The organism is Streptomyces sp. NPDC001480 (assembly GCF_042894725.1).
GTDB lineage: Bacteria > Actinomycetota > Actinomycetes > Streptomycetales > Streptomycetaceae > Streptomyces.
Window position 1 is genome coordinate 184,929 of the sequence record NZ_JBIAVX010000009.1, and the last position, 22,258, is coordinate 207,186.

Genomic DNA, 22,258 nt, shown 5'->3' on the forward strand with positions numbered 1-22,258 from the left:
TGTACTTTCGGCGTCCGCCCTGTGCAGCGCGCACGGGCCGCTCGCTGTGCCACGCTATCGACCCCACTCATCCGGGCGGCAACTGCGGTCCCGCTCCGGAACCGGACCGTAACCTTCCGTCTTATGAACATCAGTCGCCCTCCGCGGAGTTGAGCGGGGGAGCAGACCGCCGCCGGGCCACAGAGGCGATCCTGCTTCCGCCCAGACCATGTGCCTGCCGACCTCGACGAGGACCTGGAGCCGGTGCGCGGGCCCGTGCGCCTGATGCTGTCCGGCCGCCGGGTCGCAGACCCGTGCCTCGCCGTGCGGGCCGGAGCACACCAGGGCGCGGGCGATGTCTGGCAGGCCCAGGCTGAGGGCATCGCATGGGCAGTCCTGGATGAGCTGGAGCAGATCCGTGGTGACCGCCTCCCAGTCGCCGGCCTCCGGCCAGCGCGTACCGCCGTCCGGTTCGTGGGTGAGCGTGGACAGGGGCACGATCTCGCCCGGTTGGCGGCCGCGGATGAGGCGGTCGTGGATGCGGACGCCGTCGGGCCGCCGTACGCGGGGGTGCAGCAGGGAGACTGCGGCCACGACGGTGGGTTGATCTCTGGGGCGCCGGCCGGGTAGTAGGGCGCGTGCGCGAAGAGGAGGTAGGCGTCCAAGCCAAGGAGACCGGTCTGCCGGGCCGGCAGTGGCGTATCGGCCGGCTCTGCCGCGGCCAGCTACTCCCGCATACCGTCAACTGCCTCTTCGGCAGCACCCGGGCCCCCTCGTCGTGCAAAGCACAACCATGGTCCCGGGAAGAGCACCTGGGCGTTCTCGAAACCCGGCGACATCACTCTCCTGTGGAACCAGGCGTTCGCACCGCTGAGCAACAGACGTTCAGCGGTGCTCACCTACAAAGCCGAGCCTGCTCGTGGACGGGCAGGCAGATGCCCTCAGCCGTTCCAGGGGGAGTTGACGAGCTCCCCCACGGGGCTTGGGGCTGTGGCTCTCAGTAGCCGATGGTGAAACGACGCTGGACGAAGCGAGGGAGCTCCGCCTCATCGATCAGAGCAATGGCCGCGTCCTCCACCGAGATGCGGCTGCGGCCATCAGCGTCCAGGACCGGCTGGTCGCCGCCGAGCCTGAAGCGACCGGTGCGCTCGCCGGGGGCGATCTCCTCCGCGGGGCTGAAGTAGGTCCACAGCCGGTTCGATGTCCGCAAGGCATCGAGCGCGTCCCGGTGACCGCGTACCGCTGCGGCGTATTCGCGGGGCAGCCCGAGCTGGTCCAGGGCGGCGTGCAGCAACTCGTGGGAGTCGGCACGCACCACCCCCGGTTCGATCTCGAGGCTGCCGGCACCGCCGATCACGATGAGCCGGGTCCGAGGGTGGCTCTCCAGTGCTTTCAGCAGGGCTCGGGCCGCCGTCGCGTAGAGGGTGGGGTCGGCGATCGAGCGCCGCACGGTGTCCGCGAAGTCCTTGGCGGCATTGCCTGGCTGGAATCCGCTGATCAGGATGTCGAGGCCCGGCAGGTGGCCGGCGATGCTCTGCGGGTCGAGAACGTCGATGCTCGCCCAGGTGATGTTGTCCCGATGCTCGTGGCGCTGTGCCCAGGTGGCGTCGCGGCTGAAGGCCCTGACCTGGTGGCCGCGGTCGAGGGCTTCGGTGACGACCCGGCTGCCGATGGTCCCGGCGGCTCCGATGACTCCGATGTGCATGGTTCTCCCCTGTGCATGCAGACATGGGACGTCACGGAGGTGACGCCGTGCGGAAACTATACGCCGTGAAGCTTTCGCACGGCGTATCCCAAATGGACGCTGTAGAGTGTCTGTTGTGACAGTGACGGGCAGCACCGGACGGCGCGAGCGGCTACGGGCCGAGACCACGGCCGAAATCAAGAACGTGGCACTGGCCCTGATGACCTCCGGCGGGCCGGGCGCCATCACCCTGCGGGCCATCGCCCGCGAGATGGGCATGACCGCCAACGCCATCTACGGATACTTCGCGACCAGGGACGATCTGGTCACCGCGCTCATCAACGACGTGTACACCGCCTTGGCGGACACCGTGGACACCGCCTGGGAGAACGTGCCTGCCACGGATGCCGCCGTCCGGATCGAGGCATGGGCCAACGCCTTCCGGACATGGGCCCTGGTCAACCCCCAGGGTTTTCGGCTCATCTACGGCGACCCCGTGCCTGGCTACCAGGCTCCCGAAGGCGGTCCCGCCCCGGATGCCGCCCGCAGGGTCTGCACCGGAGTCACCGCACTCGCGGCAGCCGCATGGCCCCACGCCCAGCACCTCCACGAGGACAGCACCTTCGACTGGTCCGACTTCGACCCCGGGCTCCTCGACAAGGTCCGTCCCGCCTTCCCCGACTTGCCGCCCGCAGCCGTTGCCCTCGCCCTGCGCATCTGGGGGCACCTCCACGGCCTGGTGTCACTGGAGATCTACGGCCACCTGCACACCCAGACCACCAGCCCGGCCAAGCTCTTCCAAAATGAACTTGGCCAACTCGTACGGACACTGGGCATCCCACGCCGACGCTGAAGCCCGCAGCACCGACGGCTCCTCGAAGTACACCGTCCTCACGTCGCTGCGCGCCGCTTCCCCGCTCCGAAGCCCGAAAGCATCCCCGCGAATCATGTTGAGCCGCTTCGGCCAGGTGGCGACGGACAAGCGGCTGCTGCCCGGCGGGAAGGTGTCTCGCCCGTCGGCGGTGACGCAGTTTCTCGATTCGGCTCCGGCCGCAGTTCCGTGACGGACGCGGCCTCTTCACGCAGCGTGCTGGTATGTGTGGTGCAACGCTGCGCCGGTGCGGAAGCGGAGTCGTCCACAGCCGTCCTTGGCTTCGTCCGTTGCGTCGCCGGTGCCACAGCCGTGCCGCGCCAGCCGGCGGACGCATCCTTCGGCGATGCCGGAAAGGGTTCCGGCGCCCTGGCGACGGCCTGGGGCGCCGTGTGCGTACGGCTGCCAAGTGCCCTACAGCCGAGACCGGGCCGAGGCACAGTCACGGCCGCGTGACGTACTTCCCGGGGGCGATGGTCACGAGGTAGCCCACCTTCTGTTCAGCCGTCTCCCGACCCAGAACGCGATGCCGAACTCGACCGGACAGAGGGAGTACTGAACCGCTACCCCGGACCGAGTTTTTTCCTTCGACGGGGTTCGGCCCGCTCGGGATCAGGCCCACCGCAGGCTCCGGCTGGGCCGACAGGGGTCACGCCGACCGGCTGCCCGCCACTTACCACCGCACCCGCGGGGTGCGCTACTTCCATGGCTGCTGCTCGCGGGGAAAGCCGACAGTCTCGTTGATCGAGGAACTGGACGCGCGTGAGGCGGCGGCCCGTGTCCGGGCGGGGAAACTCGGGGCGGGATCTCCGAGCCTCACGCCAGGGGGCGTTCGACCGGCTCGGTCCGCGGTGTTTCATCCATGAAGTGCTTCGAATGTTTCGGCACTGTTCACGAATCATGCGAGAAGTATTGACCCCTTGCACCGGTTCCCTATCATCCAGATTGCTCGACAGTTCGATCCGCGTTCGGCATACCGAACAAGCTAGAGCCGCCCATTCGCACAGCAGAGCACCTCCGGATCACGCCCACCGCAACGACCGAAGCCGTAAGGAGCATGCCGCCAATGCATATGTCATGGCTCCATCAACGCTGTGTTCGGTGACGCCCGATGCCCTATGCAGGCGGAGCACGGCATGCCGTTGAGCCGTTCGATTCCTCAAGCTCCTCTCACTCAAGGAATGCCGTGAACGCTCCGGTGCGCGCCGTCCCGCGCGGGCCCGGACCCCGATCAGAGCTCGAACGGCTCGCGGAGTCACCCCATCGACAGTCCGGACAGCCTCCGACGGGGCCGGCCGGAACCGCGTACTCAAGGATGACGAGGTCCCCATGCGCAGACGAAGTTTCAGCCGCAGACGTCTGTCTGTGGTGCTCGCCGCTGCGGTCACGGTTCTGATCGCGTTGGCGGCCACGCTCGTCGCCAACCCGGCCGAGGCGGCCACCAGCGGTGCTTTGCGCGGTGTCGGTTCCGGCCGATGTCTCGATGTGCCGAACTCCAGCCAAACCGATGGCGCGTACCTGCAGATCTACGACTGCTCGGGCGCGGCCAACCAGCAGTGGACTGCGACGGACAGCAACCAGCTGACCGTGTACGGGAACAAGTGCCTGGATGTTCCGGGCCACGCCACCGCGGCCGGTACCCGGGTGCAGATCTGGACCTGCAGCGGCGGGGCCAACCAGCAGTGGCGGGTGAACTCCGACGGCACGATCGTCGGCGTGGAGTCCGGCCTGTGCCTGGACGTCACGGGCCACGGCACGGCCAACGGCACGGCGGTGGAGATCTGGACGTGCAACGGCGGCAGCAACCAGAAGTGGACCGGCCTGTCCGGGACGACCCCGCCGGACGGCCCGTGCTCGCTTCCCTCGACCTACCGGTGGACGTCGACAGGTGCGCTGGCGCAGCCGGCGAACGGGTGGGTCTCGCTGAAGGACTTCACCAACGTGGTGTACAACGGCAAGCACCTGGTCTACGCGTCGAACGTGTCGGGATCGTCGTACGGTTCGATGGCTTTCAAGCCCTTCACGAACTGGTCGGACATGGCATCGGCCGGCCAGACAGGGATGAGCCAGTCCACAGTGGCGCCCACAGTGTTCTACTTCGCGCCCAAGAACATCTGGGTGCTGGCGTACCAGTGGGGTGCGTGGCCGTTCATCTACCGCACGTCGAGCGACCCCACCAACCCCAACGGCTGGTCCGCGCCGCAGCCGCTGTTCACCGGCAGCATCCCGGGCGCCGCCCCGATCGACCAGACCCTGATCGCCGACGGCCAGAACATGTACCTGTTCTTCGCCGGTGACAACGGCAGTATCTACCGGGCGAGCATGCCGATCGGGAACTTCCCGGGCAACTTCGGCTCGTCGTACACGACGGTCATGAGCGACACGGTGAAGAACCTGTTCGAGGCGCCGCAGGTCTACAAGGTCCAGGGCCAGAACCAGTACCTCATGATCGTCGAGGCTCGGGGCGCCAATGAGCAGCGCTACTTCCGCTCGTTCACGGCGTCCAGCCTGAGCGGTACGTGGACCCCGCAGGCCGCCACCGAGAGCAACCCCTTCGCGGGAAAGGCCAACAGCGGCGCCACCTGGACCAACGACATCAGCCACGGTGACCTGGTCCGCAACAACCCTGACCAGACCATGACCATCGACCCCTGCAACCTGCAGTTCCTCTACCAGGGCAAGTCCCCCACCGCGGGCGGCCCCTACGACCAGCTGCCCTGGCGGCCGGGTGTCCTCACCCTGCAACGCTGACCCTGCCGATCCACGGTGATCGCGATCCGGTGCGGTCCGTCGGCGCTTAGACGAGCGGTTCACGGCGCGGGCGACCACACCTGCTGACGGATACGCACCGCCCAAAGGGGCCCCAGCCGTGCTTCGGCCGGGGTCCCCCCAAGGCTGCTATGTCGTGTCAAGCCGCTTCAGCGAGTTCTTCAACGTTGCCGAGTCGGTTCCGGTCGTCGCGCTCAAGGATCTTGAGAACGAGATCCTCGCCCTGGTGCGGCAGCAGGCCCCCGAGCTTCTCGGCTTGCTCGGAGTCGGACCGATCACCGCCGCCCAAATCTTGGTCAGCTGGTCTCACCAGGGGCGATTCCGCTCGGGAGCCGCCTTCGCTGGTGTTTCGCCGATCCCTGCCTCGTCCGGGCTGACCAAAACCGGACCGACCAGCCACCGTCTGGCGTCCGCCTCGGGCCCAGGAACGCCGCGTGCGAGGTGCCGGCCGCAGCAGCGACCGCACGCCGGTCCGCGTCCGTCGCCGCCGGGTCGTCGTCGGTGACGGCCGTGGGACTACCGCCCCGGCCATCGCGCCGCACGCACGCATCAACCAGCGTGACATCCGGCCAGGACATCGGCCCACCTTTCACGCTCATTTGACGCTCAACGAACCGGCAACCGCGAACGGCGTCCGCCGCTCATCGGGAGACGCCGCCCAGCCCCTGCTGCGGGCTGGGCGGCGGGGCTGCGGTTGGGGTTGCCCTATGAGCCTGACGCAACGTCACGATCGTTAACTGCCCGTCCTCGAGATTCCCGACAGAGTCCTTCAGTGAAGATCCGACTGGACCTCGGTCAGTCGATGCCTTCGACGATGCGGAAGTCGCGCTCGACGCCGTCGGAGAGGGCGACCAGCGCCTCCTGGTAGGCCGCACTCTCGCGCGCCGCGACGGCCTGCTCGAAGCTGTCGAACTCGATCAGGACGGTGCGCTCGGCGATTCCGGCGTCATGCGCCACGACCCGACCGCCACGGACGAGGACCCGACCGCCCCCGGCCTCAACGGCCAGGCGGGCCAGCTTGTTGTAAGCAGCCAGCTTCTCAGGTTCTGAAATGGTGCGGTAGGTGCTGACCCAGTAGCCCTTGGGCATGGAACCTCCAGTGTTGGGATGAGTGCGTCTGACTTACGGGTTGGTCTCGGACGAGCGTCGGCGGGCGAGAGCGAGGCTTGCCGGCGTCGTTCCCGTCGAGTTCGTTTCGAAATCAGAAACGCCGGGTGGATGCTAGTGTTTCGAATAACGAAACGCAAGGAGGGCCATGCCGACACCGCGCCCAGGAACACCGGTTCGTGGATCGACTACCGGCCGTCCCCTCATGGCCGCGATGGACCTGTTCGGCCGTCGGTGGGCGCTGCGAATCCTCTGGGAGCTGCGTGCGGGTCCGCTCGGTGCCCGCGCACTGCTGGCACGGTGCGAAGGGCTGTCATCCAGCGTCCTCTACCAGCGGCTCCGCGAACTCGCATCGAGCGGGATCATCGCGCCCTCGGCCGATGGCTACGAGCTGACTCGGCTGGGGACAGCACTCCGTGACGCCCTTCGTCCGCTCGACGAATGGGCGGTCACCTGGGCGCAGGAGCAAGAGCACAACGATCAGGAGCCCACGGAGAGGTGAAGGTCACGCCCGACCAGGTGGAGCGGTGATGTGACGGCCGCCGACTCGGGACACGGGCTCACGCGGCCTGCGAGAAACCCTCGGATCGATGACCTGACGAGGCTCCTCGTCAGGCTCGGCTGGCAGCACGGCCTCGAACTCTCCGATGAGGACAACAACATCCTTGAAGAGCGTCACCACTGACCGGCCGCATCACGAAACTGCGGCCAGAGCCAGAATTCGAGATCGGCATCAGGGCTGGACGGCGTTATGTGACCTGTCAGCGTCTCTCAGCGGTTGGTGTCTCACACTCGGTTCGCTGACACCGTGCCAGGCCACCCCAGCGGAGAGCGGAGAGCGGGGTGTCCGGTCCGGGGCTTGCCCGCCTGGGGTCGACGTGCTGAGCGGCACCGTCTACCGGGTGCTTCTCTTCACGGCCGGGGGTACCTGCCCGGTCCGGCGACGCGGCTGGGCGCGTCGACCCATGCGGTGTGGGAGCGTCTCGTCCGGCTGGAGACACTGAGTCTCGTACGTCTCTACGGCAAGGGGCCGGAGACTTTCTGGGCCGTCGCGACGTGCGACGACTGAACGGCAATAGTTAGGCCGGAGGGCTCATCCCGCTGTCATCCGCGCGAGCTCCGCAGCCGCGGCAATGGGGTGGCCCGCCTTCGCCAGTTCCTCCAAGTGCCCGGACAGCGCTGCCAGCGGGCGACACAGGTCGTCGTGGGCCGCTCCGCTGTCCTGTGCGAGGGCCAGACGCAGGACGGTGATTCCGGTCTGCGCCCACCCCTCGCCGTGCTCCCTTAGCCAGTTCCGCGGATCTCCTACGAAGTGCCGAAAGGCGGTGTAGTACAACAGGTGGCTTTCCAGTGCGAGCCGCCAAGCGACATCGGGATCGCCCTCCGACTGCCACAGACCCGCTGCCAGTTGGCCCAGGCGTCGGGCATACGGCGGGGCCGCCTCCAAATGCGGCAACCGGCCCGTCACCGAGGCGGACTCGCTCAAGGCGAGGGCACGGTGCAGGGCCTCGACGGGCTCGCCCAAGGCCGCTCCCGCTCGCAGAACCGCCTCGCCGAGAGTGACCGGTACCCCGTCGGCCAGGATGCGCTCCTGGGCCGGTACGGCGTCCGGATCGAGGGAGGCCGCCCGGGCGAGCAGCGGTGCTGCCTCGGCTGCGCGGCCCGCAGCGCGCAGGTGCACGCCTGTGCGGGCCAGCGCACGCGCGAGGTCGCCCCAGCCTTGCTCGGCGGTGCTCAGCGTGAAGCCGTCAACGGCCAGGGCGTAGTCCCAGTTGCCATGAGCGGCTTCGATTCGGGAGGCGACCTCAGCGGCCATGTCGGTGGCGTAGCCGAGGTGCGCACCGGAGTCGGCATTGACGGTGTCGATCGCGTCCTGGTACCGGCTCAGGGCCTGTCCGGCACAGTACAGGGCCTGGTCCGGGTCACCGTGCTGTGCCTGAACGACCGCGACCATGCTGAGCAGGCGGGCGAAGTCCAGCGAGAAGGGAGGCCCTGCGGCCTGCAACCCGGCTCCTGCGTACGCCTCCACGGCCAGGTCGGCGTCCGTGAGTGCGGAAGCCGCGTGTCCGGCGAAGGAGTGGGCCGTGGCACGGCGTGCGCGCACATCGCCGATCCGTGCCGCCACTTCCGGTGACGCGGGCCCGGATCGCTTGTAGCAGCTTTCGCATTCATCGAGTGTTGACAGGGCCTCTTCGATCAGATCCACGGCCATCTGCGAGGACCCCATGGAGTACAGCAGCGACGCGAGCTGTTCGTTCAACCGCGGGTCGTCCGGGCGGGTGGCCAGCTGTGCGCGCAGGATCCCTGTCGCCTGGCTGTGCTGGTCCAGCGACCTCAGAAAGAGCCGACGGCGCTCGGCGCCTTCGGCTCGCTGAGCCTGCGCGCGGACCTCCACGCCCTGCCAGTAGAGCTCGTACACCCGCGACTGCCAGCCGTCGGCCGACGAAGCCATCGACTCCCCCTTGCCGCCTCTCGAGGCACCCACCCTACTCGAACACCCGAGCGTCCAGGGATCTTCTGGGCCCGCTCACCGATACGATGGAGTGCCCGTGCCCTGGTGCGGCCGCTACGGAACCGACGTGCTGGAAATTGCGCGCGAGCCGTGGGGCCCAACGGGCTACCGTGAATGGCACGCTCGGCGGCGCTGTACGTGAGCTGCTGCCGGATGCGGGCCGTTCGGCAGCGGCTACCACAGGAGACCGGTCTGCAGAGCCGGCGTGGACACGGATAGGCGGACGTCTCTTGAGCTGGTCGATGTTCAGGTTCCGCGAGTACTGGGCACACGCGCACGACGTCCAGCAAGAGACGTTCATGGCGTTGGCGGCGATGTACGTCGAGGCCAACCCCACCTATCGCACGGTGCCGTGGCTGCGCGAATGGCAGGCCTTCTGGCTGCGATCGATCGGACGGCAGCCCAACGGCCTCACGGACGTGTGCGCCGACGACTATCTGACCGACGAGGGGCGTGTCGCGCAGTTCCGGGAATTCCTGCGTGACTACCAGTCGTGGCTGGTCGCCTCGGAGGGCCCGTTGCGCACGGCCGCCGGGCTGGGCGCCGAAAAACTCGTCGAGTTCACCCAGACCGTCGATGCCGTGCTCGCCGGCGACGACACACACCCCAAGGTTCAGCTCGTCCAGCAGTGAGGAGCCAGCCGCCGCTGCCTGGAAGGGGCCTCCGCCACGGTCGCGGCGTACAGCGCCTCTCCGAGAGCGCGATATTGATGCGAGCGCGGCGGTTCAACCGGCGGTCACTCTCCCTCTCCACTCACACATTCCCGACCGGGACCCGGCCGCCATCCCGGAACACGAACACCGGCACCTGAAGTCCCGTCCATGGCCACCCGCAGTGGTGCTCCTTCTTGGGAAGAAGACCCGTTGATGAGACAGCTGTCGTAGCCCACATAAACGGCGAGCTGGTGGTGTGGGAGCAGGACCGGCTGGCGTTCGAGCGGCTGCAGCAGCGTCCCGCCCGCCGCGGGGCCGGGGCGGCCCAGGCAGCGCTGCAGTGGCCGGCCCGCTACGCGGTCTTCGACCTGGCCATGCGGGCGCGGACATGACCGGCCAGCCGTACGAGCGAGGGCGCGCGGCGCTGCAGGCACTGTTCGCCAACCACCTTCTGAAAGCTCCGCTGACGTTGTGCCCGTCGACCACCGACCCGGCTGTGGCCAGGGGGGTGGCTGGAGGGGACGGCGGCCGGGGTGGAGGGGCTGTGCTTCAAGCGGCTGGATGAGCCGTAGCGGCCGGTGCGGTCGTAGGGGAAGTACAAGGTGCGGGTCACCACCGAGGCCGTCACCGGCTCCCTCACAGCGCCCGGGACGACGCTACTGGGCCGCTACGACGCCGCGGGCCGCCTGCAATACGTCGGCCGCAGCACTCTCCCAGGCCACCGGCCGCCACCTGGCCCCGCCGACGGGCGCACACCCGTGGGAAAGATGGACACTCAGCAGGCTGGGGCACGCGGCGCACGCTCGATGTCCACCTGGTGCAGCCCGAGGTGGTGATGACATGGCCATCGACGTCGCCCGGGACAGCGCCGTGCGGTGGCGGCACCCGGTCCGCCCGCACCGCGCCCGCACGGACGTCGGCGTGGCGCAGGTACCCCTGTTCGGCAAGGACGCCGCCCCCTCATGAGCCTGTGTCGTCGTCCGCGGCCGCAGCGTCGACGACCACGAACCCCGGTTCCGCGACGTGTCCGTCTCTGATCGGCTTCATGCTGGCTCTGCGCGGGAGAACGTCATCGACATACCCCTCCCCCCGGGACCGGCTTTGCGGCAGGTGTGGGGGCGGCAGATTCGCTGTCGTGCCCATGGTGCCGGTAACTCCCAGTCGGCAGGCGGGTAACGGTCAACTGGTGAGGAGGGAGTCGTCCTGCGGGCGGGCGCCGGGCAGCTGGTGCCGGGCGGCGATGAGGGCAGCGTCGATGTCACCGGTACCGGTCGACACGCAGAGCGTGTACTCGATGTCGTTCATGCGCCGACGGACCTCCGGGCTGCCGTCCTCGGCATGCAGAGTCCGCAGCGCGTCGTACTGTTCGATCAAGTTCCGCAGGACCGCCGGGTGTGCCAGGAGCATCTGTTTTCTCTCCCTCAGGATCATGTGGGTTGTGCATCGACCCCGTTACCCCAGGTCCCGGCCGTCACTCTTGAGAATCCATCTGGGCATGCCGAGTGCATCTTCGAAGGGCCGCCACTGCCGCGGTGAGGCCGCTACCACCAAGTCACAGATCAGGGCGAGCGGCGGCCGTCCGAGGTGGGGTGGGCCCAGCCAGAACTGAACCGGCCGCCGGACAGCGGACAGAGATCTACTCGCCGACCCGGAAGGCGTTCGCCCGCCCCCGGGCCGCGGCTTCAACAGCGCTTCAGGAACGCGCGGACGCCCAGCGATCCACCGGGCCCTGGTGACGGTCCACCTGTCGGTGGGTGCGCTTGCGGTGCGGGTAGGGGCGGTGGGCCATGATCCCCAGCTTGGCAGAGGGTTACGGCTCTGTCGGCCAGGTCGTCAACACGCTGCCGGTCTCCTCGTCGGTGAGGGTGATGCGTGCGCCGGGGAGATGCCGCGCTCGCCGACCCAGGTGGAGAACTGGCCGCGCGGTCGTCTCGTTCTCCCACCAGCCGTGCCTGCTCCGCGGCGGTCGGAGTGAGGTGGTAGCGGCCGGGGATCACAGCGCCCACCCGAACGGCACCACGGAGCCTGGCCTGCGGATGCGGCAGGCCAGGCTCCGTGGCTTCGGTTACCGCTGACTAGCGGGTGGTGAGCATGCCCTCGCGCAGCCGGGTGAGGGTACGGGAGAGCAGGCGGGACACGTGCATCTGGGAGACGCCGAGGCGTTCGCCGATCTGCGCCTGGGTGAGTTCCTCCACGAAGCGCATGTGGATGATCTGCCGGCCGCGTTCGTCGAGTGCGGCGATCATCGGGGCGAGGGCGTGGAAGTCCTCCACGAGCTCGAGGGCCCGGTCATCGGCGCCGATGAAGTCCGCCAGGGCCGTCTCGCCGTCCTCGCTGGTGCTCAGGGTGGCGTCCAGAGAGGTGGAGTTGTATCCGTTGGAAGCCAGGCGGGCTTCCCGCACCTCCTCTTCGGAGAGGCTCATCAGCTCGGACAGTTCCTTCACTGTCGGGGTGCGGCCCAGCCGGCTACGGAGCTCTTCGGTGGCGCGGGCGAGCTGGACCCGGGCTTCCTGCAGGCGGCGGGGTACGTGCACGGCCCAGGTGGTGTCGCGGAAGAACCGCTTGATCTCGCCGACGATGTAGGGGATGGCGAAGGAGGTGAACTCCACCTCGCGGGTCAGCTCGAACCGGTCGATCGCCTTGATCAGGCCGATCATGCCGACCTGGACGATGTCCTCCATCTCCTCCGGCCCCCGGCTGCGGAACCGCCCCGCCGCGAAGCGGACCAGGGACATGTTCATCTCGATCAGCGTGTTGCGCGCGTACTGGTACTCGGGCGTGCCCTCCTCCAGCACCGCCAGCTGGTCGAAGAACAGACGTGTCAGCTGCCGGGCGTCCTTCGGCGCCACCCGGGAGGGGTCGGCGACCTCCGGCAGACCACTTACGTTCGTGTCCGTCTTCGCCGCAGTCACTGTCGCCATGATGCTTCCCTCCCCTATCGCTGCACGCTGTCGGCCTGCCACGGGCCGACGACCGAGCGCCTACCCCGGCATGCACAACTCATGTCCCGCCGACAAGCGCGCACGCCACTTCTCCGGAGGGCGGCCGGAGCTGGGTGACCTGCCCAGATGCAGACCCCTTGCTACCGGGCGAAGGGAACTCTCGTTCTTGGTGGCGCAAACACGGACTCGGACTGAGCCCCCGTTGCGGTCAGGGGGTCGCAGAGCCGGGGTGTGCTGTCGGGTCTTGACGCAACCCGAACAGCCGGTCGAGTCCCGTGATCTCCAGCACCCGCAGGAGCGTCGGCGCTCTCACGCCGGTCAGGGCGAACTCCGTGCCGGCCTGCACAGCCAGTTCCCTCATCGTTCCCAGGGTTCGGGCGCCTGCCCCATCGCAGAAGGACACCGCGGACAGGTCCACCACCAGACGCACAGGGTGATCGTCAAGGAACTGCCTGACGACGGTGATCAGGTCGTCGCCGGTGAAGGTGTCCAGCTCACCGAAGACTCCGACCGAGGTGACCTCGCCGTCGCGGGTTACCAGGGTCGTGATCCCTCCAGCACCACTCATCTGCAGCCTCCCTGGGCAGCAGTGACACGGACGGTCAGGGAGCCGCCCGCCTGGCGGCGGGCTGTCGGATACGGGTGGGTGGCCGGGCAGACACGCGGGCGGCCGGTCGCCAGACGAGTGGTCCCGGTGGGTGCTGCGGTGATGGGGTAGGCCAGTCCATCACCTTCGCCTGCCCCGGCAGGCAGGTCGCTGTCAGAAACCGACGTTAGCGACCACCGTGATAACTGTCTCTGAAAATCCTGGTCAAGACACCCAGCGATTCCTGCTCAAACACTGCACACCGCCCTCGCTCTCCACGCCTCCCCCATGCTTGAAGAGCTGACCGGGGCGTTGACCTACAGGGGCGGGCGTCCGGCGACGCCGCCGCCGGGGTCGTCGGGCAGGGCGATGCGTGCGGTGATGCGTTTGCCCACCGGCTCCCGCACCGCCTCGAAACCCTGGGCGATGGCCATCACTATTTCCAGGCCGTGCTGACCGATCCGGCCCGGATCCGCCGCCCGCGCCACCGGCAGCGTCGGATCGCCGTCCCACACCGTGACCTCGACCAGGTCCCCGACGACGCGCAACTCCATCAGCACCGGGCCCGGCGCGTACTTGCGCGCGTTGGTGACCAGCTCGCTCACCACCAGCCGGGTCAGATCCATGGCACGGGCCGACACCGGCAGCCCGTGCCCCGCCTGCACGTCGGCCAGGAACCGGGCGGCCACGTGCCGGGCCTCACCGATACAGCCGCCGTCGCCCTCCAGAGCTATCACGGTCTGGACCGGCTCAGCCCCCGGCATGGCGCCGTCCTCACCCACAGGCACTGCTTCCACAAAGGCCGCCCTCACCCTTCATCCCCGCCGACTACCCGCCGACCCATCCCCCACGCCCTGCCTGACCTGGCCGGCCCAGCCCCCACAGGCGCTGCCCGTAGTATGCAGCTCAGCCCGTCGCGAGAACCGGCCCGCAAGTATCTGCGATGGCGCCGTAAGGAGCCGTGGGGGACTCCGGCACAGCACATGATCCCGGTGGTCTGTCGATCGTGTCCGCCGCCACCGACGGGATACGCGTACTGTCCGTGGCCGGCAGCATCGACCACGAGACCGCCCAGCCCCTCCGCCAGGCTCTGGACCTCTCCCACCAGGGCTCCCCGCCCCGCGTCGTGATCGACAGGCAGGTCACCTTCATGGACTCCGCCGTTCGCATCGTGGAACTCGACACGATCATCGCTGCTGCCCCACCTTCCGTGACGCCCTCCAACCCTCGCCAGCCCGGCAGGCCCCGGCTGGTGGGGAGCCGCAGCCATGACTGTCCTCCAGTCATCGCCGGCGGCCGCCGCGCAGTGGTGCAGACCGAAGTCACCTCGCCGTCGGGGGCAACCAAGGCCGTGATCCCTCCGTCACCGCGCACACCCGGGAGCACGGGTGTGCGCGGAAACCGAGGGGGTAGGCGCGCCAACCGGAACAAATGCTTCCGCGCCGCTGTACGGCCCGCACCGCACGATGATCGCGCACGCCGGGCCGAGCAAGGAGGAAAACAGCATGAAGCTGACGCGACGGATCGCGAACGCAGGCGTATGTGCTGCACTCGCCGGAGGCGCTGTATTGGCCGGCGCCAGCTCGGCGACGGCGGCTACTTCTTCGACGGGCGAGCACAATCAGGTCCCGAGCACCACGGCCGGCATCAAGGGCCACGACACTGCGCGCCAGCCTACGGATCCATGGATCGCCGACCAGCTGGCGACGTTCTTCCCCTCGGCAGCCCACCAGCTGGCGGTGTTCGACCCCTGGATCAAGGACCAGCTGGCCCTGCCGCACCCCGGCCAGTGAATGACGTGTAATGCCTGAGAGATCGTTTTCTTCTCTGATGTTCTCGCGCGAAGCGTGAACCTTGTGCTGGCCTGCCATCGGGCTCGTCGGCGCAGGCGACCGGGATCACTCCTGGCCCAGGGTGGAGCCCGCCTCGCCCGCCACGGGCGGGCCGCCGATGCTCGAAGTTAGCTTGCGGTGACGGCCGCCCGCGCGGACGACTGTGCGGGAGCGGTGAGGGTAAGCGGAAGTGATCCCAACCGTTCGCACGAAAGTGGTGCCCTGCCATGGCCGAGACCCAGGACGTCGTCGAGCTCATCCTTCGTGACCACCGGCGCATGGAGGACCTGTTCCGCCTGATGCGCAGCGTCGAGGCCGACCGGGCCGCCGCGCTCCAGGAGTTCTCGGGCCTGCTGGTCGCCCACGCGCTGGCCGAAGAGGCCAAGGTCTATCCCGCCCTGAAGCGCTACAAGAACATCGACGACGAAGAGGTCGAGCACGGCGAGCACGAGCACGACGAGGGCAACAAGGCCCTCCTGGACCTCCTGGAGGTGGAGGAGGTCGGCTCCGAGGAATGGAACTCCAAGCTCGAGGAACTGGTGGAAGCCGTCACCCACCACGCCGACGAGGAGGAGCGCACCATCCTCAACGGGGCGCGGGAGAACGTGGCCACGGAGCGGCGCGAGGAGCTAGGGGTGGCGTTCCGGGAGGAACGCGAGCGTCAGCTGAAGGCCGGCTGCGGCTCGGTCGACAACGTGCGCCGCATCGTCAACTCCTGATCGCGCCCCGGCGTGGGACGTCCCGGGCCGGGCTCAGAGCCCCGGCCCGGGGTCCGGCTGCACGGACGGGCCCAGACCGGCGCGTGCCGCCTCGGGCTGCGCGGCGAACGCGATGCCGAGAAACAGGGCGGTCCCCGTGAGGTTGGCCCACAGCAGCAGGGGCACGAGCGCGGTCAGGGGGCCGGAGACGGCGCCGAAGGAGTCGCTGCGGGAGGCGTAGAGCGTCAGCAGCCACGTCACAGCGACTGACAGTTGTTGCCGCTCGGTCACGGCACCGCCTCTTCCGCCTCGCCGCCCACTCCCTCTCCCTCCACGTGCCCGCGCAAGCCGGGACCAGACTCACGACCGTCCTGCCCGGTACCGAGCCCTCGGTCGTTTGTCAGCGCGGCCACAGATCATCGCAAGAGCACACGCGAACGTTCATGTTGCGCTCCATCATGCGCAGCGCGGCCTCCGCCAGATCGTGGTGGATGTGGGCCACCGCGTCGCGCGGGACCGTCACGTCGAGGTGGCGGATGTGAGCGTCCAGCGCCGAGTAGAGCACGCACTGTTCGGTGACCTGCCCGCACAGGACCAGGTGGTCGATGCCCTGCTGTGCAAGGAGGTAGCCGAGCGGCGTCTCATAGAAGATCGAGTGGCGCGCCTTGACGATGAAAAGGGAGGAGTCGTCGGGACGCAGCGGTTCGACGAGAGAGGCGTGCGGTCCGGCGAGCGCCTTGTCCAGCAGTTCGCCGTGGTGGGAGCGCCATTCACCGAAGTTGTCGTTGACGTAGATGACTGGCACATCGCTCTGCCTGGCACGATCCAGCAGTGAGACCACCCGTGGGACCACCACGGACACCGAGGGCAGTAGCAGCTCGGCATCGGGGTGGTCATAGGTGTTGATCATGTCGATGACGATCAGTGCGGTCTTGCCCATGATCTCCCTAGGTCCTTCCCACCGTGATCAGGCTATCGCCGCCCGCCAGGGCAAGCACATCCACCGGAGGCTCACTGCGGATCGTCTGGTCCAGCCCGACGCCCGCATGGCGGGCTCGGCGTCCGCCCTACGCAGGTGGTGACGCAGCCCCGGGATGTGCGGGTGGAGGGCGGACAGATACACGAACCGGCGCGCGCCCGCGTGCTCGGCCGCGTCGAACGGTCGGGCCAGGCGGCCAGCACCTCACCGCTCTCCTCGTCGCCGATTCAGCGCCGGAACTTGTCCCGCGCGGTCTCCTCACTCCCCCACCATCTCCTCAGCGGCCGGGGCCGGTCATGCGGCGGGGTGCTCCTGTCAGGCGGCGCTCTTCTTGCGGCGGCGTCCACTGCGCGCGAGTGCGTCGATGAGCTCCTCGCGGCTCACCTTGGACCGGCCGGCGACATCTCGATCGGTAGCCTGCTGGTACATCTCCGCTTTGCTCAGCTTCTGCAGCTCGCGTTTGCCGCCGGTGCCGCTGCCCCGGGAGCGCGCTGATGCCGCCTCGGCTTTCTTCGGCGGGGCATTCCGCGCCGGCGCTTTCGCCGTCTTCTTGGCCGCTGCGGTTCGGGCCGTCTTACCCGGGGCCGCCTTGCTCTTCTGCTCGGCCGGTTCCTCGCCGCCGCGGCCGGAGCGGGCGGCGTCGAGGCTGCCCTCGAGGACCTTCATCAGATCGAGGACGTAGGTCGCCGGGAAGCAGCCGGGTATGTACCCCCGTCCACGCTGGTTTGCCTGCGCCCGGTGGGTACCCGGGGGCCGGAAATACCCACTCTCATACCAAGGTGACCGCAATGACCACTTCTCACGGGCCTTCGATGGAGACCCACCCCGACATCATCGACATGCGCCTACGGCATGAAATCGCCGAGCGCGCCACGAGCACCCCGCAAGGCCAGGCCATCGGCATGCTGGCCTTCCTCACCGGCATCTACCTGGCAGCGTCACCATGGGTCACCGGTTTCAACGGCCTGTCCACTCTCGCCGTCAACAACCTCCTCGTGGGCCTCGCCTACGCGCTGCTCATGAGCGGGGGCTTCGGCCGAGCATACGAACGCACCCACAGCATGGCCTGGGGAGCGTGCCTACTGGGTGTGTGGACGATCATCGCGCCCTGGGCCGTGGCAGGCAACGTCAGCACCGCCAAGACCATCACCAACAACGTCATCACCGGCGCCGTCGCGCTTCTGCTCGCACTGGCCGCCAGCGCCGCCGCCCGAGCAGCCGAATCACCCAAGACGCGACGCGGAACGGCAACGCCGTACACAGGCCGGTGAATCCGGATCCCACGAAGGCGTCACTCGGTGGCGCCTTCTGAACGCATGCCTAGGCGATAGTCACGGGCCCGGTACGTCGGCCAGCAGCACACAGCATCCGCTGCGGTTCCCGCCAGGAACCTCACGGACGAACTGCCAGCCCTTGCAGACCGGGCATCGAGCCTTCGGCCGACGGTACGACCGGCCTTGCGGCCGGGCAGTGGCAGAAAGCAAGGCGTTGAGCAGTACCGTGTCAGGTGCGCCCGCCGCGGTCGAGAGGTCCCCACGGACCGGGTTGCTCAGCAATGACATGGAAAGCCTCTTGCATGGTCCGCGCCAGTCAAGTCATCCGTGCTGCTCACCCGGGCAGATCGTGTTCAGGCCCGAGAGACCAGCGCACGTACAGGCCGCGCCGGGTCGAGAGCAGCCCGGTAAGTTCCGCAAGGCTGGTGTAGATCGACAGCTCAGTGGCGGCACACATAACACCCGCCTGAGTGCCCCCCGCCGCCCGAACACCATTCCCGTACGGTTCAACCACACCAACAACAGCAGCTCCCTACATTTGCAACGCCCGGGTACCCGGCTCGAGTGACCTTCCTTGTGCTTCCGGGCTTCTACGCCCCGCAGGATGACACCGCGCTGCTGGCCGGCCGGCGCCTGGTCCATCCGCCGCGCTCCCCGCCTGATCCTGCCCACTGGCCCTAACGTGGGCACGCGCGCGGGGCTCACCGTGACGAAGATGTGCGGGGGTGGTCACCAGTAGTGTCGGCGGCCGGCGACTGCGTGTCCCATGGAGCCCATGATCCACAGAACCGCGCCGATGACCGCCAGGATGATCCCGATCGTCCACAGGATCGCTATGCCGGTGAAGAACCCGACGACCAGCAGGATGATGCCAAGGAGGAGCATGATCGCCTCCTGTCGCAGAGATCCGATAGGGGAAGGGGCGCCCCGGTTCCTGCAGGACCAGTCCGCACCTTGCCGATGAAGAGGTCGACTCCCTACCCGTTCGGCTGGGCTGCCGCGGCTCCGAACGTTTCGGCGGTGCCGCCTTCGGCCTGCTGGGACGAGGGGGTGTCGACGAAGCTGTAGGGCGGCAGCGGTCCGTTGACACGCAGCTCGAGGTAAGGGTGCTGCTGGCGGAGTTCGTCGACCGCGGCCAGGAATTGCTCGGCAGAGCCGCGGTCCACCAGGAAGGAGAGGTTGGCCAGCCAGCCGGTGCTCTGCGGCCCGGCGCTGACTGCCTGGGCCTTCGGCTCCAGCACCTGCTGCAGCAGTTCGGCGTCAGTCGCCTCGCGTGCCTGGACGGCGGCAGCGATCATCTCCCCGAGCCGTATCTTCTGTTCCTGTGTGCCGCCACCGGCCTCGCGGTTCGCTTCCGCCAGGGCCCGGATGTCGTCGTTGTCCGCCATGATCAGGCGGAGCACGGCCTCTTCGTCGTGGTTGGCCTTGAGGTTGTACTCGGCTGTGCCCTCCAGTGCTCGCAGTCGCTCGAGGAAGCCTGCTCCGCTCTCGGCGAGCACCGTGATCACCGTGTCGTCGTCCGGAGAGGCGCTGCCGAACCGCATGGGCAGTACCACGCCGCCCGCTCCGGCTTCGTCCAGTACACGCTGGTGGGCGAGCAGATCGCGGCGCTTGGGCCGTAGCTGTTCGGGGGCGTCACTGACGATCGCGGCCAGCTCCCCCTGGGCCAGCACGCGGACCGGCCGTGGGGGGTCTCCGACGCCGTCCAGGTCGTGGCGCAGGGGCGGGTGTGAGGCGTGGATGATCCCGTAGACGTAGGTGCTCATCTCTCATGCCCTTCTTCCGCGCGCGGTCCGGTCGCTCTGGCGTTCGCGGCCTTCGTCACGGGCCTGCTGGAAGGCGTCGGAGATCGTCTCGGCGGCGCCGGACAGGGCTCCCTTGGTCTTGCCGCGGGCGCCGGACTCCGTGAGCTGCCCGGTGAGCTCGGTAAGCCCGGCCGGTTTGCGCGGCCCTGCTTCCAGGTCGAGGCGGTTGCACGCCTCGGCGAAGCGCAGGTAGGTGTCGACGCTGGCGACCACGATCCGTATGTCGATCTTGAGTATCTCGATCCCGACGAGGGAGACCCGCACGAACGCGTCGATCACCAGCCCGCGGTCGAGAATGAGTTCCAGAACGTCGTAGAGGCCACTGGAACCGCCCCCGCCACCCTGCTGTGTCGCCACCGTCATAGCGACCAACCCCTCGTTGTCTCTGTGCAGTCCCGTCGGCACTGTCATCGCTGCGAGGCGGGTTTCCAGGAGCGAGTAGCCCCCACCACGTGGGGCCAAACGCCTTACGAGCACCCCAGCGCTGCTGCTACGCGCTGCGGCGGGTCGTTCACGCCGATCGACCCGCCGCAGCCGCATGAGCGCCGGACAGAGACCGCGTCCGCGCCGGCCGCAGCGCACCCGTGGCCCTGATCAGCTACGCCGTCGCTCGAGCTGCCCGGCGGCGCAGGGGTGCGCCACAGGTGCTGGCGTCAGCAGGTCGCTGGGATGAGGCTGGAAGCGAGCAAATGACACCGAAGCGCCGATTCTCATCGCCAGCCCCGCGCGTCTGCGTCTGCCTGTGCTGTCACGATGATCGGCATGTCGAAGAGCTGGAGAAGGCGGGCGGATCTCCAGCTCCCTGATCTACCGGCTGGGAAGACAAGGCCACCGACGAGCGCAGCGTCGCCCCGCGGGGGCTGGAGGCAGCCGTGGCAATCCTCGCGTTTCTTCTTCTTGTCATCGCGACGATCTTGATCGTGCTCGGCACGCTCGTGCTCTTCATCGGCGCCCTCCTGGCACTGGTCGCCGCACTCCTGGCTGTCGTCGGCGGGCTGCTGATTCTCATGGGCATGGCCGTGCTCGCGGCAGGAGTGCTCTTCCTCATCCGCAGAGCGCTGAGACACTCATCGGCGTGAGGAGAGCCATGAGGGGACCCCAAGGCCGGGCCTCACCGGCAGGCCCTGCAGGCTCCGGACGAAGACCCCGCCGCAGGGCCAAGGGCTGCTGCCCGGTGCCGGGATCGGTGGGCCCTGACACAGGCGCCGGCGTCCATGACGGAGAGCATGAAGCGTCCGGCAGGCCGACGGGTGGAGCAAGCGCTGGAGAGCGGCAGTTGCCCAGCTCGTCCGCTTCACCAGCGGGACGGGCGATGTGATCAAGCCGGTGCCCCAGGTTGACACTGTCGGGTGCGACACGTGTGGCGCTACCGCGGGTCATTGGGCGCTTGCGGCGGGGCGGACGACGATTTCGTTGACGTCGACGTGCGAAGGCTGGGAAACGGCGTAGGCAATGGCCTCCGCGATGGCGGGGGCGGGCAGAGCAACGGAGCGGTAGGACTTCATGGCCTCCCTGGCAGCAGGGTCGGAGATGCTGTCGGCGAGTTCGGACTCGGTCACGCCCGGGGACACGAGAGTGACCCTGATGTTCCCGGTGGACTCCTGGCGCAGCCCTTCGGAGATCGCGCGGACGGCGAACTTGGTCGCGCAGTAGACGGCGGCGGTGGGAGAGACCTCGTACGCGCCGACTGAGGCGACGTTCACGAAGTGCCCGTCGCCCTGAGCGTGCATCACGGGCAGGGCAGCGGCGATACCGTGCAGGACGCCCCGCACGTTCACGTCGATCATGCGGTCCCACTCGTCGGTCTTGAGCGCTTCCAGCGGCGAGAGCGGCATCACTCCGGCGTTGTTGACCACCACGTCGACTCGCCCGTAGCGATCGCAGGCGGCGGACACGAAGGCTCGTACATCGGCGGCATCCGTGACATCCAGCCGCCGGAACGCCGCCGTGCCGCCTGTGGCGGTGATCTCCCTGGTGAGCGCATCGAGACGATCGGTGCGCCGCGCTCCAAGGAGCAGGCGGTGACCGTCGGCGGCAAGCCGGCGGGCGGTCGCCTCGCCGATCCCGCTGCTCGCTCCGGTGACCGCTACGACCTTGGCTGCGTCTGTCATGCCTTCTTTTCCTCTCGGTAGAGCACGAGGTGCTCGTGGTAGAGCACACCGTCACGGATGTCGCCTGTCGCGGTGAACCCGGTGTCGTCGACGTAATCGATGTGGCTGCCGGTCACCGTGTAGCAGCCCGTGTAGGCGCTGCTTCGGTTGCCGCGGGCCTCGTCGTAGCGGCCGTCCGCCCGCAGCTCCTGGCGGATGTGACCGTCCGCGGTCACCCACATGCCGACCACGCCGGCATTGCCCTCCTCCGTCATCCATGTCATGACGACCTCCCCTCGTCCATGGGTGCGCATCTGTCTGCCCGACCGAGTTTGGGCAGGTGGAAGACCGGCGACCAGGACGTGGGTTGGGGGGGGGGGGGGGCCCCCCCCCACACCCCCCCCCCCGGGGCGGGCCAGCAGGAATAAACCAAGACCAAAACGACTGGTTAGAAACGCACACCGAGCAGCACCAACA

27 protein-coding genes and 2 pseudogenes are annotated in these 22,258 nt (G+C 68.4%); 12 read left to right on the plus strand and 17 right to left on the minus strand.

Annotation, left to right across the window (positions count from 1 at the left end; genetic code table 11):
• Positions 1 to 54: 54 nt before the first annotated feature.
• The gene (locus tag ACFY01_RS23490; RefSeq protein ID WP_390737672.1) at positions 55 to 573 is read right to left on the minus strand and encodes a hypothetical protein; all 519 of its coding nucleotides are present in this window, start codon (positions 571 to 573) and stop codon (positions 55 to 57) included.
• 403 nt (positions 574 to 976) lie between these two features.
• Positions 977 to 1,684 (minus strand): NAD(P)-dependent oxidoreductase, encoded by a 708-nt coding sequence (locus ACFY01_RS23495; RefSeq protein ID WP_390737673.1) that lies wholly within the window; start codon positions 1,682 to 1,684, stop codon positions 977 to 979.
• A gap of 115 nt (positions 1,685 to 1,799) precedes the next feature.
• On the opposite strand from ACFY01_RS23495, the gene ACFY01_RS23500 reads away from it, so the two are divergent.
• The 4 genes and pseudogenes from ACFY01_RS23500 (at position 1,800) to ACFY01_RS23515 (ending at position 5,808) form a co-directional block, all read left to right on the plus strand.
• Positions 1,800 to 2,516 carry a TetR/AcrR family transcriptional regulator gene (locus ACFY01_RS23500; RefSeq protein WP_390737674.1) on the plus strand — a complete coding sequence of 239 codons (717 nt, stop codon included), beginning with the start codon at positions 1,800 to 1,802 and terminating at the stop codon, positions 2,514 to 2,516.
• Positions 2,517 to 3,041: 525 nt separating this feature from the next.
• Positions 3,042 to 3,259: pseudogene (locus ACFY01_RS23505) on the plus strand (IS630 family transposase); the annotation flags it as partial.
• 604 nt (positions 3,260 to 3,863) lie between these two features.
• Positions 3,864 to 5,285 carry a non-reducing end alpha-L-arabinofuranosidase family hydrolase gene (locus ACFY01_RS23510; RefSeq protein ID WP_390737675.1) on the plus strand — a complete coding sequence of 474 codons (1,422 nt, stop codon included), beginning with the start codon at positions 3,864 to 3,866 and terminating at the stop codon, positions 5,283 to 5,285.
• A gap of 244 nt (positions 5,286 to 5,529) precedes the next feature.
• Entirely contained in the window at positions 5,530 to 5,808 is a 279-nt protein-coding gene (locus ACFY01_RS23515; RefSeq protein WP_390737934.1) for a transposase, read from the plus strand.
• 290 nt (positions 5,809 to 6,098) lie between these two features.
• Here ACFY01_RS23515 and ACFY01_RS23520 read toward each other — a convergent pair whose 3' ends face one another.
• Positions 6,099 to 6,392: a DUF1330 domain-containing protein gene (locus ACFY01_RS23520; protein ID WP_390737676.1), complete on the minus strand. Its 294-nt coding sequence runs from the start codon at positions 6,390 to 6,392 to the stop codon at positions 6,099 to 6,101.
• A 223-nt stretch (positions 6,393 to 6,615) separates the two neighbouring features.
• On the opposite strand from ACFY01_RS23520, the gene ACFY01_RS23525 reads away from it, so the two are divergent.
• Positions 6,616 to 6,912 (plus strand): winged helix-turn-helix transcriptional regulator, encoded by a 297-nt coding sequence (locus tag ACFY01_RS23525; protein WP_390737677.1) that lies wholly within the window; start codon positions 6,616 to 6,618, stop codon positions 6,910 to 6,912.
• A 591-nt stretch (positions 6,913 to 7,503) separates the two neighbouring features.
• Here ACFY01_RS23525 and ACFY01_RS23530 read toward each other — a convergent pair.
• Complete coding sequence (locus tag ACFY01_RS23530) at positions 7,504 to 8,862, minus strand: hypothetical protein (RefSeq protein WP_390737678.1); 1,359 nt, start codon at positions 8,860 to 8,862, stop codon at positions 7,504 to 7,506.
• Positions 8,863 to 9,164: 302 nt separating this feature from the next.
• Between ACFY01_RS23530 and ACFY01_RS23535 the strand changes: the two genes are divergently transcribed.
• The 3 genes from ACFY01_RS23535 to ACFY01_RS23545 all read left to right on the plus strand — a co-directional run bounded on the left by ACFY01_RS23535 (position 9,165) and on the right by ACFY01_RS23545 (position 10,541).
• Positions 9,165 to 9,554: a hypothetical protein gene (locus ACFY01_RS23535; RefSeq protein ID WP_390737679.1), complete on the plus strand. Its 390-nt coding sequence runs from the start codon at positions 9,165 to 9,167 to the stop codon at positions 9,552 to 9,554.
• Between the two features lie 272 nt (positions 9,555 to 9,826).
• A complete protein-coding gene (locus ACFY01_RS23540; RefSeq protein ID WP_390737680.1) occupies positions 9,827 to 9,967 on the plus strand; it encodes a hypothetical protein in 141 nt (46 codons plus the stop codon).
• A 448-nt stretch (positions 9,968 to 10,415) separates the two neighbouring features.
• Positions 10,416 to 10,541: an ATP-dependent DNA ligase gene (locus ACFY01_RS23545; protein ID WP_390737681.1), complete on the plus strand. Its 126-nt coding sequence runs from the start codon at positions 10,416 to 10,418 to the stop codon at positions 10,539 to 10,541.
• Here the strand turns inward: ACFY01_RS23545 and ACFY01_RS23550 are convergent.
• The 5 genes from ACFY01_RS23550 to ACFY01_RS23570 form a co-directional block, all read right to left on the minus strand.
• Complete coding sequence (locus ACFY01_RS23550) at positions 10,536 to 10,718, minus strand: DUF6207 family protein (RefSeq protein WP_390737682.1); 183 nt, start codon at positions 10,716 to 10,718, stop codon at positions 10,536 to 10,538. The two genes, ACFY01_RS23545 and ACFY01_RS23550, sit on opposite strands and share 6 nt — an antisense overlap.
• Before the next feature lie 36 nt (positions 10,719 to 10,754).
• A complete protein-coding gene (locus ACFY01_RS23555; RefSeq protein WP_390737683.1) occupies positions 10,755 to 10,982 on the minus strand; it encodes a DUF5133 domain-containing protein in 228 nt (75 codons plus the stop codon).
• Positions 10,983 to 11,650: 668 nt separating this feature from the next.
• Entirely contained in the window at positions 11,651 to 12,496 is an 846-nt protein-coding gene (locus ACFY01_RS23560; protein ID WP_390737684.1) for an RNA polymerase sigma factor SigF, read from the minus strand.
• A gap of 229 nt (positions 12,497 to 12,725) precedes the next feature.
• On the minus strand, positions 12,726 to 13,085 hold the full coding sequence (locus ACFY01_RS23565; RefSeq protein ID WP_390737685.1) for an STAS domain-containing protein: 360 nt from the start codon (positions 13,083 to 13,085) through the stop codon (positions 12,726 to 12,728).
• 335 nt (positions 13,086 to 13,420) lie between these two features.
• Entirely contained in the window at positions 13,421 to 13,867 is a 447-nt protein-coding gene (locus ACFY01_RS23570; RefSeq protein ID WP_390737686.1) for an ATP-binding protein, read from the minus strand.
• 624 nt (positions 13,868 to 14,491) lie between these two features.
• On the opposite strand from ACFY01_RS23570, the gene ACFY01_RS23575 reads away from it, so the two are divergent.
• Both ACFY01_RS23575 and ACFY01_RS23580 read left to right on the plus strand, forming a co-directional pair.
• Positions 14,492 to 14,896 carry a hypothetical protein gene (locus ACFY01_RS23575; RefSeq protein WP_390737687.1) on the plus strand — a complete coding sequence of 135 codons (405 nt, stop codon included), beginning with the start codon at positions 14,492 to 14,494 and terminating at the stop codon, positions 14,894 to 14,896.
• 266 nt (positions 14,897 to 15,162) lie between these two features.
• Positions 15,163 to 15,654, plus strand: coding sequence for a hemerythrin domain-containing protein (locus tag ACFY01_RS23580; protein ID WP_390737688.1), 492 nt, complete (start codon positions 15,163 to 15,165; stop codon positions 15,652 to 15,654).
• Positions 15,655 to 15,687: 33 nt separating this feature from the next.
• Here ACFY01_RS23580 and ACFY01_RS23585 read toward each other — a convergent pair.
• The 3 genes and pseudogenes from ACFY01_RS23585 to ACFY01_RS23595 all read right to left on the minus strand — a co-directional run.
• Positions 15,688 to 15,906 (minus strand): annotated as a pseudogene (locus ACFY01_RS23585) (hypothetical protein); the annotation flags it as partial.
• A 127-nt stretch (positions 15,907 to 16,033) separates the two neighbouring features.
• On the minus strand, positions 16,034 to 16,573 hold the full coding sequence (locus ACFY01_RS23590) for an isochorismatase family cysteine hydrolase (protein WP_390737689.1): 540 nt from the start codon (positions 16,571 to 16,573) through the stop codon (positions 16,034 to 16,036).
• Positions 16,574 to 16,927: 354 nt separating this feature from the next.
• On the minus strand, positions 16,928 to 17,278 hold the full coding sequence (locus tag ACFY01_RS23595) for a hypothetical protein (RefSeq protein WP_390737690.1): 351 nt from the start codon (positions 17,276 to 17,278) through the stop codon (positions 16,928 to 16,930).
• Positions 17,279 to 17,424: 146 nt separating this feature from the next.
• On the opposite strand from ACFY01_RS23595, the gene ACFY01_RS23600 reads away from it, so the two are divergent.
• A complete protein-coding gene (locus tag ACFY01_RS23600; RefSeq protein WP_390737935.1) occupies positions 17,425 to 17,883 on the plus strand; it encodes an SPW repeat protein in 459 nt (152 codons plus the stop codon).
• Positions 17,884 to 18,615: 732 nt separating this feature from the next.
• On the opposite strand, the gene ACFY01_RS23605 is transcribed toward ACFY01_RS23600, so the two are convergent.
• The 3 genes from ACFY01_RS23605 to ACFY01_RS23615 form a co-directional block, all read right to left on the minus strand.
• On the minus strand, positions 18,616 to 18,771 hold the full coding sequence (locus ACFY01_RS23605; RefSeq protein ID WP_361816982.1) for a DUF6131 family protein: 156 nt from the start codon (positions 18,769 to 18,771) through the stop codon (positions 18,616 to 18,618).
• 92 nt (positions 18,772 to 18,863) lie between these two features.
• On the minus strand, positions 18,864 to 19,652 hold the full coding sequence (locus ACFY01_RS23610) for a GvpL/GvpF family gas vesicle protein (protein WP_390737691.1): 789 nt from the start codon (positions 19,650 to 19,652) through the stop codon (positions 18,864 to 18,866).
• A gap of 3 nt (positions 19,653 to 19,655) precedes the next feature.
• On the minus strand, positions 19,656 to 20,054 hold the full coding sequence (locus tag ACFY01_RS23615; protein ID WP_390737692.1) for a gas vesicle structural protein GvpA: 399 nt from the start codon (positions 20,052 to 20,054) through the stop codon (positions 19,656 to 19,658).
• A gap of 509 nt (positions 20,055 to 20,563) precedes the next feature.
• Here ACFY01_RS23615 and ACFY01_RS23620 point away from each other — a divergent pair.
• Positions 20,564 to 20,770, plus strand: a complete 207-nt coding sequence (locus ACFY01_RS23620) for a hypothetical protein (RefSeq protein ID WP_390737693.1) — start codon at positions 20,564 to 20,566, stop codon at positions 20,768 to 20,770.
• 297 nt (positions 20,771 to 21,067) lie between these two features.
• On the opposite strand, the gene ACFY01_RS23625 is transcribed toward ACFY01_RS23620, so the two are convergent.
• Together ACFY01_RS23625 and ACFY01_RS23630 are read right to left on the minus strand one after the other, a co-directional pair.
• Positions 21,068 to 21,802: an SDR family oxidoreductase gene (locus ACFY01_RS23625; RefSeq protein ID WP_390737694.1), complete on the minus strand. Its 735-nt coding sequence runs from the start codon at positions 21,800 to 21,802 to the stop codon at positions 21,068 to 21,070.
• Positions 21,799 to 22,065 (minus strand): Atu4866 domain-containing protein, encoded by a 267-nt coding sequence (locus tag ACFY01_RS23630; protein ID WP_390737695.1) that lies wholly within the window; start codon positions 22,063 to 22,065, stop codon positions 21,799 to 21,801. Before ACFY01_RS23630 ends, ACFY01_RS23625 begins: the two co-directional genes overlap by 4 nt.
• Positions 22,066 to 22,258 lie beyond the last annotated feature (193 nt).